This is a genomic window from Streptomyces sp. SID4985 (assembly GCF_009863025.1).
GTDB lineage: Bacteria > Actinomycetota > Actinomycetes > Streptomycetales > Streptomycetaceae > Streptomyces.
In genome coordinates this window covers 1-11,974 of record NZ_WWIR01000085.1, presented here as the reverse complement: position 1 = coordinate 11,974, position 11,974 = coordinate 1, and the positions used below count along the sequence as shown (strand labels likewise).

Genomic DNA, 11,974 nt, shown 5'->3' with positions numbered 1-11,974 from the left:
GGGGCCGCCTGGACCACCGCCATGCTGGCCCGCGAGCTGACCGAGGTGCGGCGGCGGCGCGGGGTGACCCGGGCGCACCTGGACGAGCGGGCCCCGGAGCTGCCCGCCGGGCTGCCCTCGGGGCGCGGGCCGCTGCTGGTACTGGAGGACGAGTACCCGGACGCCTGGTGGCTGCCCGGGCATCCGCCCCGCCTGGTCGTGACCACCGGGGCGCTGCACCGGCTCACCGACCACCAGCTGGACGCGGTCCTCACCCATGAACGCGGCCACGCCCGCGCCCACCACGACTGGCTGCTGCATCTGTCGAGCGCCCTCGCGTCGGGCTTCCCGCGCGTGCCGCTCTTCGCGCACTTCCGCGACCAGACGCACCGGCTGGTGGAACTGGCCGCCGACGACACCGCCTCCCGGCGCTGCGGCCACCTCACCACCGCCCTGGCCCTGATCGAGCTGAACCAGCACCGGGGCGTGCTGTCCTGCGCCTCCAGCCGCCGCCTGCTCGGCGAACGCGTGGACCGGCTCCTCGAGCCCCCGCCCCGGCTGCTGCGCCGACAGCGCGCACTGGCCACGGCGGCGGCCGCGCTGGTCCCGCTGCTGCCCCTCCTGATCACGTTCGCACCGGGGCTGACGGCACTGGCGTGAGCGCGAACGGCCAGTCCCCGTAGGGCAGTCCCCTTAGGGCTAGTCCCAGTAGGGCTCTTCGTCGTCGCCGGGCCAGTGCTCGTCATGGCCGGTCGCCGCGGCGGGTGCGGCAGCCCTGGCGGACTGCGCGGGCGCGGCGGCCCCGGCGGGCGCTGCGGGTGCCGAAGTCACCGCCTCCGGCTGCCCGTTGAGCACTGCCAGCACCCCCTCGCCGTACGTCGCGAGCTTCTTCTCGCCGACCCCGCCGATCGTGCCCAGCTCGCGCACCGATGCCGGGCGGGCGGTGGCGATCTCGCGGAGGGTGGCGTCGTGGAAGATGACGTACGCCGGGACGCCCTGTTCCTTCGCCTGCTCGGCGCGCCAGGCACGCAGGGCCTCGAAGACGGGGACCAGTTCGGCGGGCAGTTCGGCCGCCGCGGACTTGGCCTTGCGCTCGCCCCGGCCGCCTGCGGAACGGGCCGTGGTGGGCCGCTTCGGCTCCTTGCGCAGCGGCACCTCCCGCTCGCGCCGCAGTACCGCGCCGCTCTCCTCGGTGAGCACCAGCGTGCCGTACTCGCCCTCGACGGCGAGCAGGCCCTGCGCGAGCAACTGCCGTACGACGCCGCGCCATTCGCCCTCGCTCAGGTCCTCGCCGATGCCGAAGACGGAGAGCTGGTCGTGGTCGAACTGGATCACCTTGGCGCTGCGCTTGCCGAGCAGGATGTCCACGATCTGCAGGGTGCCGAACTTCTGGCCGCGCTCGCGCTGGAGCCGCACCACCGTGGAGAGGACCTTCTGCGCGGCGACCGTGCCGTCCCAGGTCTCCGGCGGGGTGAGGCACGTGTCGCAGTTGCCGCACGCCTCGGCGCCGGGCTCCTGGCCGAAGTAGGCGAGGAGCTGGCCGCGCCTGCACCGGGCGGTCTCGCACAGGGCGAGCATCGCGTCCAGGTGGGCGGCGGCGCGGCGGCGGAAGTTCTCGTCGCCCTCGCCGGACTGGATCAGCTTGCGCTGCTGCACGACGTCGTTGAGGCCGTACGCCATCCAGGCGGTGGAGGGCATTCCGTCGCGGCCCGCGCGGCCGGTCTCCTGGTAGTAGCCCTCGATGGACTTGGGCAGGTCGAGGTGGGCGACGAAGCGGACGTCCGGCTTGTCGATGCCCATGCCGAAGGCGATGGTGGCGACGACGATCAGGCCGTCCTCGCGCAGGAAGCGGGACTGGTGGTCGGCGCGCGTGGCCGCGTCCAGGCCCGCGTGGTACGGCACCGCCGCGATGCCGTTGGCGGTGAGGAACTCGGCGGTGCGCTCGACGGAGTTGCGTGAGAGGCAGTAGACGATGCCCGCGTCTCCGGCGTGCTCCTCGCGCAGGAAGGCGAGGAGCTGCTTCTTGGGGTCGGCCTTGGGGACGATCCGGTACTGGATGTTGGGGCGGTCGAAGCTGGCGACGAAGTGGCGGGCCGACGGGAGGTTCAGCCGCTGGGTGATCTCCTGGTGGGTCGCCTGGGTGGCCGTGGCGGTCAGGGCGATCCGGGGTACGTCCGGCCAGCGCTCGCCGAGCAGCGAGAGGTTCAGGTAGTCCGGGCGGAAGTCGTGGCCCCACTGGGAGACACAGTGCGCCTCGTCGATGGCGAACACGGAGATCCTGCCCCGGGAGAGCAGGTCGAGCGTGGCCTCCACGCGCAGCCGCTCCGGGGCGAGGTAGAGGAGGTCCAGCTCACCGGCGAGGAACTCGGCCTCGACCGTGCGGCGCTGGTCGAAGTCCTGCGTGGAGTTGATGAACCCGGCCCGCACACCGAGGGCGCGCAGCGCGTCCACCTGGTCCTGCATGAGCGCGATCAGCGGCGAGACCACGACACCGGTGCCCGGCCTGACCAGGGCCGGGATCTGGTAGCACAGCGACTTGCCGCCACCGGTCGGCATGAGCACCAGGGCGTCCCCGCCCGCCACCACATGCTCGATGATCGCTTCCTGCTCGCCCCGGAACGCCTCGTACCCGAAGACCCGGTGCAGCGCGCCCAGCGCCTCGCTCCTGGCCGCCCCGGCCTCCTCCGTCACCACTGCCATGCCACCGATCCCGCCTGTCCCACTCATCGCCTGTCCCCCGTGCGCCGCGTCCCGACCACCGCATCCACCATAGGCGCCCGCGCCGACAGTCCCGGAAGTTATCCACAGGTTCACCCGGTCACACACGACTGCCCGGCACCCCGCGCAGGGGTACCGGGCAGTCGTACGAAGCGGGGTCGGATCAGCGCACAAACACGCTCGCCTGGTTCGCAAGGCTCAGGAAGTACTGCGGGGCCACGCCCAGCACCACCGTCACCGCCACGCCGATCGCGATCGCCGTCGTCGTCAGCGGGGACGGGACGGCGACCGTGGGGCCGTCCGGCTTCGGGGCGCTGAAGAACATCAGGACGATCACGCGGATGTAGAAGAAGGCCGCGATGGCGGAGGAGAGGACACCGATGACCACCAGCGGAGCCGCACCGCCCTCGGCCGCAGCCCGGAAGACCGCGAACTTTCCGGCGAAGCCGCTGGTCAGCGGGATACCGGCGAAGGCGAGCAGGAAGACCGCGAAGACCGCCGCCACCAGCGGGGAACGGCGCCCGAGCCCCGCCCACTGGGAGAGGTGGGTCGCCTCGCCGCCCGCGTCGCGGACCAGGGTGACCACGGCGAAGGCGCCGATCGTCACGAAGGAGTAGCCGGCCAGGTAGAAGAGGACCGACGAGACGCCGTTCTGCGACGTGGCGATCACACCCGCGAGGATGAAGCCCGCGTGCGCGATGGACGAGTACGCGAGCAGGCGCTTGATGTCGGTCTGGGTGATGGCGATGATCGCGCCGCCCAGCATGGTGACGATGGCCACGCCCCACATCACCGGGCGCCAGTCCCAGCGCAGCCCCGGCAGGACGACGTAGAGCAGCCGCAGCAGCGCGCCGAACGCGGCGACCTTGGTCGCGGCCGCCATGAAGCCGGTGACCGGGGTCGGCGCGCCCTGGTACACGTCGGGCGTCCACATGTGGAACGGCACCGCGCCCACCTTGAACAGCAGACCCATCACCAGGAGCGCCATGCCGATCAGGAGGAGCGCGTCGTTGCCCATGGTGTCCGCGAGGGCCGGGTCGACGCCGCTGACCGTGCCGTCGACGACCTGCGCGATGCGGGAGTACGACACCGAGCCCGCGTAGCCGTACAGCAGGGCGATGCCGAACAGGGTGAACGCGGAGGCGAACGCGCCGAGCAGGAAGTACTTGACCGCGGCCTCCTGCGACAGCAGCCGCTTGCGGCGGGCCAGCGCGCACAGCAGGTACAGCGGGAGGGAGAGGACCTCCAGGGCCACGAACAGCGTCAGCAGGTCGTTGGCCGCCGGGAAGACCAGCATCCCGGCGATCGCGAAGAGCAGCAGCGGGAACACCTCGGTGGTGGTGAACCCGGCCTTCACGGCCGCCTTCTCGCCCTCGCCGCCCGGCACGGCCGCCGCCTGCGCCGCGAAGGAGTCGACCCGGTTGCCGTGCGCCGCCGGGTCCAGACGCCGTTCCGCGAAGGTGAACAGACCGACCAGTCCGGCCAGCAGGATCGTGCCCTCCAGGAAGAGGGCCGGTCCGTCGACCGCGATCGCGCCCATGGCCGCGACGTGCGCCTTCGTGGTGCCGTACCCCCCGGCCGCGAGCGCGACGACCGCCGCGAAGGCGGCGCACAGCGCGACGGCCGAGACGAACACCTGGGCGTAGTAGCGCGAGCGGCGCGGGACGAACGCCTCGATCAGCACCCCGATCAGGGCGGCGCCGAGCACGATGAGTGTCGGGGACAATTGTCCGTATTCGATTTTCGGCGCCTCGATCTTCGGGATCGGGTCCGCCGCCATTGTCCACAGGCTGTGGACGGCTGTCGCACTCACTTGGCCGCCTCCACCGCGGGCTTGGGGTCCTTCTCGTGTACGTCGGACAGGGTCTGCTTGACCGCCGGGTTGACGATGTCCGTCAGGGGCTTCGGATAGACGCCCAGGAAGACCAGCAGCACGATCAGCGGGGCGACGACCAGCACCTCGCGCACCCGCAGGTCGGGCATCGCGGAGACCTCGGGCTTCACGGGCCCGGTCATGGTCCGCTGGTAGAGCACCAGCGTGTACAGCGCGGCCAGGACGATGCCGAGGGTGGCGATGATCCCGATCACCGGGTAGCGCGCGAACGTGCCGACCAGGACCAGGAACTCGCTGACGAACGGCGCGAGTCCGGGCAGCGACAGGGTCGCGAGGCCGCCGATCAGGAAGGTGCCCGCGAGCACCGGGGCGACCTTCTGCACCCCGCCGTAGTCCGCGATGAGCCGCGAGCCGCGCCGGGAGATCAGGAACCCGGCGACCAGCATCAGCGCGGCCGTCGAGATGCCGTGGTTGACCATGTACAGCGTCGCGCCGGACTGGCCCTGGCTGGTCATCGCGAAGATGCCGAGCACGATGAAGCCGAAGTGCGAGATCGACGCGTACGCCACCAGACGCTTGATGTCCCGCTGCCCGACCGCGAGCAGCGCGCCGTAGACGATGCTGATCAGGGCCAGGACGAGGATGACGGGCGTCGCCCACTTAGACGCCTCCGGGAAGAGCTGGAGGCAGAAGCGGAGCATCGCGAAGGTGCCCACCTTGTCGACGACCGCCGTGATGAGGACGGCGACCGGGGCGGTGGACTCCTGCATGGCGTTGGGGAGCCAGGTGTGCAGCGGCCACAGCGGCGCCTTCACCGCGAAGGCGAAGAAGAAGCCGAGGAACAGCCAGCGCTCGGTGCTCGTCGCCATGTGCAGCGAGCCGTTCGCGCGGGCCTGCACGATCTCCTGGAGGCTGAAGCTCCCGGCGACCACGTAGAGCCCGATGACGGCGGCCAGCATGATCAGACCGCCGGCCAGGTTGTAGAGCAGGAACTTCACGGCCGCGTACGACCGCTGCGTGGACGCCGCCACCTCCCCGTGCTCGTGCGCACGGTCCCCGAAGCCGCCGATGAGGAAGTACATCGGGATCAGCATGGCTTCGAAGAAGATGTAGAAGACGAAGACGTCGGTGGCCTCGAAGGAGATGATCACCATCGCCTCGACGGCCAGGATCAGCGCGAAGAAGCCCTGGGTGGGACGCCACCGCTTGCTGCCGGTCTCCAGCGGATCGGCGTCGTTCCAGCCGGCCAGCACGATGAACGGCATCAGCAGGGCGGTCAGCGCGATCAGCGCGACCGCGATGCCGTCCACGCCCAGGTCGTAGCGGACCCCGAAGTCCTTGATCCAGGCGTGGGACTCGGTGAGCTGGTAGCGCGCGCCGCCCGGGTCGAAGCGGACCAGGACGACGATCGCCAGGGCGAGCGTGGCCAGCGAGACGAGGAGCGCCAGCCACTTGGCGGCGGTGCGCCGCCGGGCCGGTACGGCGGCGGTGGCGACGGCCCCGAGGGCCGGGAGCACCGCCGTCGCTGTCAGCAGGGGAAATGACATCGAAGCCATCGGTATCAGACCGCCCTCATCAGCAGGGTCGCGGCGACCAGCAGGGCCGCGCCGCCGAACATCGAGACCGCGTAGGAGCGGGCGAAGCCGTTCTGGACCCGGCGCAGCCGCCCGGACAGGCCGCCGAAACCGGCCGCCGTGCCGTTGACCACGCCGTCCACCAGGGTGTGATCGACGTAGACCAGGGAGCGCGTCAGGTGCTCGCCGCCGCGTACGAGGACGACGTGGTTGAAGTCGTCCTGGTACAGGTCGCGGCGGGCCGCCCGGGTAAGCAGCGAGCCGCGCGGGGCGACGGCCGGGACCGGCTTGCGGCCGTACTGCGCCCAGGCCAGGCCCACGCCGATCACCAGGCAGACCATGGTGGCGCCGGTGACCGTGAGCGCGCTCAGCGGGGAGTCGCCCTCGGCGTGCCCGGTGACCGGCTCCAGCCAGTGCAGGAAGCGGTCGCCCACGTCGAAGAAGGCACCACCCGCGACCGAACCGATCGCCAGCACGATCATCGGGATCGTCATGGTGCTCGGGGACTCGTGCGGGTGGGGCTCGTGGCCCTCGGCATCCGGCTGCCAACGCTTCTCGCCGAAGAACGTCATCAGCATCACGCGGGTCATGTAGAACGCGGTGACGGCCGCGCCGAGGAGGGCCGCGCCGCCGAGGATCCAGCCCTCGGTGCCGCCCTTGGCGAAGGCGGCCTCGATGATCTTGTCCTTGGAGAAGAAGCCGGAGAGGCCCGGGAAGCCGATGATCGCGAGGTAGCCGAGGCCGAAGGTGACGAACGTGATCGGCATGTACTTCCGCAGGCCGCCGTACCTGCGCATGTCGACCTCGTCGTTCATGCCGTGCATGACCGAACCGGCGCCGAGGAACAGCCCGGCCTTGAAGAAGCCGTGCGTCACCAGATGCATGATCGCGAAGACGTAGCCGATGGGGCCGAGGCCCGCCGCCAGCACCATGTAGCCGATCTGCGACATGGTCGAACCGGCCAGCGCCTTCTTGATGTCGTCCTTGGCGCAACCGACGATCGCACCGAAGAGCAGCGTGACCGCGCCGACCACGGTGACCACGAGCTGTGCGTCCGGGGCGCCGTTGAAGATCGCGGCGGAGCGGACGATGAGGTAGACGCCCGCGGTCACCATGGTGGCCGCGTGGATGAGGGCCGAGACCGGGGTCGGGCCCTCCATGGCGTCCCCGAGCCAGGACTGGAGCGGCACCTGGGCCGACTTGCCGCACGCGGCGAGCAGCAGCATCAGCGCGATCGCGGTGAGCCTGCCCTCGGAGGCGTCCCCGGCGCGCTCGAAGACCGGTCCGAAGGCGAAGGTGCCGAAGGTGGTGAACATCAGCATGATCGCGATGGACAGGCCCATGTCGCCGACGCGGTTGACCAGGAACGCCTTCTTCGCGGCCGTCGCGGCACTGGGCTTGTGCTGCCAGAAGCCGATCAGCAGGTACGAGGCGAGGCCGACGCCCTCCCAGCCGACGTACAGCAGCAGGTAGTTGTCGGCGAGGACCAGCAGGAGCATCGCCGCGAGGAACAGGTTGAGGTAGCCGAAGAAGCGGCGGCGCCGCTCGTCGTGCTCCATGTACCCGATGGAGTAGAGGTGGATCAGCGAGCCGACGCCGGTGATCAGCAGGACGAACGTCATCGACAGCTGGTCGAGCCGGAAGGTGACGTCCGCGTGGAAGTCGCCGACCGAGATCCAGGTCCACAAGTGCTGGATCAGCGTGCGGTGTTCGGCATCCTTGCCGAGCAGCCCGGCGAAGAGGACCAGGCCGATGACGAAGGAGGCGGTGGACAGCAGCGTGCCGATCCAGTGGCCGACGCGGTCCAGGCGCCGGCCACCGAGCAGGAGCACGGCGGCTCCGAGCAGGGGCGCCGCGATGAGCGGCGCGATCAGGTTCTCCACGATTCTTCCGACCCCTTACAGCTTCATCAGGCCGGCGTCGTCGACCGAGGCCGAGTGGCGGGCGCGGAACAGCGACACGATGATCGCGAGGCCGACCACGACCTCCGCCGCGGCGACGACCATCGTGAAGAAGGCGATGATCTGGCCGTCGAGGTTGCCGTGCATCCGGGAGAAGACGACGAACGCGAGGTTGCAGGCGTTGAGCATCAGCTCGACGCACATGAACAAAATGATCGCGTTGCGCCTGATGAGCACGCCGGTCGCGCCGATGGTGAACAACAGGGCAGCGAGATAGAGGTAGTTGACGGGGTTCACTTCGACGCGTCCTCCGTCCGCTTGAGGTTCACCGGTTCGCTCTCCGTGCGCTCCAGGCGGTCCTTCGCGCGCTGTTCGAGTGCCTTGAGATCACCGAGCGCCCGCGCGGACACGTCCCGCATCTGGCCGCGTGCGCGCAGGGTCGCGCTGACGGTCAGCTCGGAGGGGGTGCCGTCGGGCAGCAGGCCCGCGATGTCGACGGCGTTGTGCCGGGCGTAGACACCGGGGGCGGGCAGCGGGGGCAGGTGCTTGCCGTCGCGGACGCGCTGCTCGGCCAGCTCGCGCTGGGTCTTGGCGCGTTCGGTGCGCTCGCGGTGGGTGAGGACCATGGCGCCTACGGCGGCCGTGATCAGCAGGGCGCCGGTGAGTTCGAAGGCGAAGACGTACTTGGTGAAGATGAGGGCCGCCAGGCCCTGCACGTTGCCGTTCGCGTTCGCCTGGCCGGTGCCCTCGAACTGCTTCAGGGAGGCGTTGGCGATGCCGCCGACGAGCAGGACGCCGAAGCCGAGCCCGCACAGGAGGGCCAGCCAGCGCTGGCCCTTGATGGTCTCCTTCAGCGAGTCCGCCGCCGTCACGCCGACGAGCATCACCACGAAGAGGAACAGCATCATGATGGCGCCGGTGTAGACGATGATCTGCACGACGCCCAGGAAGTAGGCGCCGTTGGCGAGATAGAACACCGCCAGGATGATCATGGTCCCGGCGAGCGAGAGCGCGCTGTGCACGGCCCGCTTCATCAGGATGGTGCACAGGGCGCCGATCACCGCGACGGTTCCGAGGATCCAGAACTGGACGGCCTCACCGGTGGAGGTGGTGTAGGCGTTCATGCCTCCACCTCCTCGTCCTCAGGCTTCTCGCCCTTCGAGGTGGCCACTTGGCGGACCGTGCCGGGGGCGGCCTCGGTCACCAGCCCTCGGTAGTAGTCCTGTTCGTCGGTGCCCGGGAAGATCGCGTGCGGGGAGTCGACCATCCCCTCCTCCAGACCGGCGAGCAACTGCTCCTTGGTGTAGATGAGGTTGGCGCGGCTGGAGTCGGCCAGCTCGAACTCGTTGGTCATCGTCAGCGCGCGCGTGGGGCACGCCTCGATGCACAGCCCGCACAGGATGCAACGGGCATAGTTGATCTGGTAGACGCGGCCGTACCGCTCGCCCGGGGAGTAGCGCTCCTCGTCGGTGTTGTCGGCGCCCTCCACGTAGATGGCGTCCGCCGGGCAGGCCCAGGCGCACAGTTCACAGCCGACGCACTTCTCCAGGCCGTCCGGATGGCGGTTGAGCTGGTGCCGTCCGTGGAAGCGGGGAGCGGTGGTCTTCTTCTGCTCCGGGTACTGCTCGGTGAGCCGCTTCTTGAACATGGCCTTGAAGGTCACGGCGAAGCCGGCCACGGGGTTCTGGAAACCGGGTGCGGTCTCCTTCGGCTCCTCAGCCATCGGACGCCTCCTTTCCATCCGTGGTTCCGTCACTGACAGTGTCCGGTCCACCACTGACAATCAGCTCCCGCTCGGCGCGGCGCGGGCGGCGCCTGGGCACCGGCGGCAGCTCCTGGCCGGGCAGCGGCGGGACGGGGAAGCCGCCCGCCAGGGGGTCGAACGCGGGCCGCTCGGCCGGGACTTCGGCGGCCTTGGCCTTCTCGCGGAACAGGTCGGCGACGAAGGAGAGCAGCAGCAGGGCGAGCACCCCGCCGCCGACGTAGAGGGCGATGTCGGCGAAGCCGTAGTTCTCGTTGCGCAGGACCCGGACGGTGGCGACGAGCATCAGCCAGACCACCGAGACCGGGATGAGGACCTTCCAGCCGAGTTTCATCAGCTGGTCGTAGCGGACGCGGGGCAGCGTGCCGCGCAGCCAGATGAAGAAGAACAGCAGCAGCTGGACCTTGATGACGAACCAGAGCATCGGCCACCAGCCGTGGTTGGCGCCCTCCCAGAAAGTACTGATGGGCCAGGGGGCCCGCCAGCCGCCGAGGAAGAGGGTGGCCGAGACGGCCGAGACCGTCACCATGTTCATGTACTCGGCGAGCATGAACAGCGCGAACTTGATGGACGAGTACTCGGTGTTGAACCCGCCGACCAGGTCGCCCTCGGACTCCGGCATGTCGAAGGGGGCGCGGTTGGTCTCGCCCACCATGGTGACGATGTAGAGGATGAAGGAGACCGGCAGGAGCAGGATGTACCAGCGGTCGTGCTGCTGCTCCACGATCGTCGAGGTCGACATGGAGCCCGAGTAGAGGAACACCGAGGCGAACGCGGCGCCCATGGCGATCTCGTACGAGATCATCTGCGCGCAACTGCGCAGACCACCGAGCAGCGGATAGGTCGAGCCGGAGCTCCAGCCCGCGAGGACGATGCCGTAGATGCCGACGGAGGCGACCGCGAGGATGTAGAGCATCGCGATCGGCAGGTCGGTGAGCTGCATGGTGGTGCGGTGGCCGAAGATCGAGATCTCGTTGTCGGCGGGGCCGAACGGGATCACCGCGATCGCCATGCAGGCCGGGACGGTCGCGACGATCGGCGCGAGGACGTAGACCAGCTTGTCCGCGCGCTTGACGACCACGTCCTCCTTGAGCATGAGCTTCACGCCGTCGGCGAGCGACTGGAGCATGCCCCAGGGGCCGTGCCGGTTGGGGCCGATGCGCAGCTGCATCCAGGCGACGACCTTGCGCTCCCAGACAATGGAGAGCAGCACGGTCAGCATCAGGAACGCGAAGCAGAACACGGCCTTGACGACGACCAGCCACCAGGGGTCGTGGCCGAACAGCGAGAGGTCTTCGGCGGCGAGGAACGGGCTCATCCTCGGTCCTCCTTGAGGTCCTGGCCGTCGGACACCGCCGGGCCGATACGGACGAGGGAGCCGGGCCGCGCCCCGGTGTCGGAGGCGACGCCCGCGCCGGTGGAGTCCAGCGGGAGCCAGACCACCCGGTCGGGCATCTCCGTGACCAGGAGCGGGAGTTCGGTGGTTCCGGCCGGGCCGGTCACGGCGAGCGGGGCACCGTCCTCGACGCCCGCCTCGGCGGCCGTCGCGGCCGACACACGCGCACAGGCGGCGTGCCGGGTACCGGCGAGCGCGTCGTCGCCCTGCTGGAGGACACCGAGGTCGAGCAGGAGCCGGTGCCCGGCGAGCACGGCCTCTCCGGCGGCCGGGCGGGGCAGCACCCCGCCGGTGGCCAGCGGGTCGGCGGCCGGGGCGCCGTTCCAGGCGCCGAGCCGGTCGATCTCCGCGCGCGTGGTGGCGAGGTCCGGCAGTCCGAGGTGGACGTCCATGGCGTCGGCCAGCATCTGGAGGACCCGGCCGTCGGTCGGGGAGAGACGGCGGGTCATCTGGTCGGGCTTGAGCGCGGCCTCGAAGAAGCGCACCCTGCCCTCCCAGTTGAGGAAGGTGCCGCCCTTCTCCGCCACCGCCGCGACCGGCAGGACCACGTCGGCGCGCTCGGTGACCTCGCTGGGCCGCAGCTCCAGCGAGACCAGGAAGCCGACCGCGTCGAGCGCCTCCCGCGCGCGGGCCGGGTCGGGCAGGTCGTCGACCTCCACCCCGGCCACCAACAGCGCGGACAGCTCGCCGGTCGCGGCGCCCTCCACGATCTGCTGGGTGTCGCGGCCGTGGCGGCCCGGCAGTTCGGCCAGCCCCCAGACGGCGGCGACCTCCTCCCGCGCGCGCGGGTCGGTCGCCGGGCGGCCGCCC

At 70.4% G+C, this 11,974-nt stretch carries 10 protein-coding genes; 1 reads left to right on the top strand and 9 read right to left on the bottom strand.

Going from position 1 to position 11,974, the window contains the following annotated elements:
* The coding region (locus tag GTW40_RS03705; protein ID WP_161178701.1) for a M56 family metallopeptidase at positions 1 to 639 on the top strand (639 nt) is incomplete at its 5' end.
* Between the two features lie 39 nt (positions 640 to 678).
* On the opposite strand, the gene recQ is transcribed toward GTW40_RS03705, so the two are convergent.
* The 9 genes from recQ to GTW40_RS03660 form a co-directional block, all read right to left on the bottom strand.
* Complete coding sequence (recQ, locus tag GTW40_RS03700) at positions 679 to 2,706, bottom strand: DNA helicase RecQ (RefSeq protein ID WP_161178700.1); 2,028 nt, start codon at positions 2,704 to 2,706, stop codon at positions 679 to 681.
* A 154-nt stretch (positions 2,707 to 2,860) separates the two neighbouring features.
* A complete protein-coding gene (gene nuoN / locus GTW40_RS03695) occupies positions 2,861 to 4,510 on the bottom strand; it encodes an NADH-quinone oxidoreductase subunit NuoN (RefSeq protein ID WP_161178699.1) in 1,650 nt (549 codons plus the stop codon).
* On the bottom strand, positions 4,507 to 6,078 hold the full coding sequence (locus GTW40_RS03690; protein ID WP_161178698.1) for an NADH-quinone oxidoreductase subunit M: 1,572 nt from the start codon (positions 6,076 to 6,078) through the stop codon (positions 4,507 to 4,509). Before GTW40_RS03690 ends, nuoN begins: the two co-directional genes overlap by 4 nt.
* A gap of 14 nt (positions 6,079 to 6,092) precedes the next feature.
* Positions 6,093 to 7,988, bottom strand: coding sequence for an NADH-quinone oxidoreductase subunit L (gene nuoL / locus GTW40_RS03685; protein WP_161178697.1), 1,896 nt, complete (start codon positions 7,986 to 7,988; stop codon positions 6,093 to 6,095).
* Positions 7,989 to 8,003: 15 nt separating this feature from the next.
* Positions 8,004 to 8,303, bottom strand: a complete 300-nt coding sequence (gene nuoK / locus GTW40_RS03680) for an NADH-quinone oxidoreductase subunit NuoK (protein WP_161178696.1) — start codon at positions 8,301 to 8,303, stop codon at positions 8,004 to 8,006.
* Positions 8,300 to 9,130, bottom strand: a complete 831-nt coding sequence (locus tag GTW40_RS03675; RefSeq protein WP_161178695.1) for an NADH-quinone oxidoreductase subunit J — start codon at positions 9,128 to 9,130, stop codon at positions 8,300 to 8,302. The genes nuoK and GTW40_RS03675 overlap by 4 nt, the downstream gene beginning before the upstream one ends.
* Positions 9,127 to 9,729, bottom strand: a complete 603-nt coding sequence (nuoI, locus tag GTW40_RS03670) for an NADH-quinone oxidoreductase subunit NuoI (RefSeq protein WP_018543838.1) — start codon at positions 9,727 to 9,729, stop codon at positions 9,127 to 9,129. Before nuoI ends, GTW40_RS03675 begins: the two co-directional genes overlap by 4 nt.
* Entirely contained in the window at positions 9,722 to 11,086 is a 1,365-nt protein-coding gene (gene nuoH, locus GTW40_RS03665; RefSeq protein ID WP_161178694.1) for an NADH-quinone oxidoreductase subunit NuoH, read from the bottom strand. The genes nuoI and nuoH overlap by 8 nt, the downstream gene beginning before the upstream one ends.
* The coding region (locus GTW40_RS03660) for a molybdopterin-dependent oxidoreductase (RefSeq protein ID WP_161178693.1) at positions 11,083 to 11,974 on the bottom strand (892 nt) is incomplete at its 5' end. The genes GTW40_RS03660 and nuoH, both read right to left, overlap by 4 nt.

Coding starts and splice junctions, on each gene's coding strand:
- recQ (WP_161178700.1), bottom strand. CDS start 2,706: ATGAGTGGGACAGGCGGGATCGGTGGCATGGCAGTGGTGACGGAGGAG.
- nuoI (WP_018543838.1), bottom strand. CDS start 9,729: ATGGCTGAGGAGCCGAAGGAGACCGCACCCGGTTTCCAGAACCCCGTG.
- GTW40_RS03675 (WP_161178695.1), bottom strand. CDS start 9,130: ATGAACGCCTACACCACCTCCACCGGTGAGGCCGTCCAGTTCTGGATC.
- nuoH (WP_161178694.1), bottom strand. CDS start 11,086: ATGAGCCCGTTCCTCGCCGCCGAAGACCTCTCGCTGTTCGGCCACGAC.
- GTW40_RS03690 (WP_161178698.1), bottom strand. CDS start 6,078: ATGTCATTTCCCCTGCTGACAGCGACGGCGGTGCTCCCGGCCCTCGGG.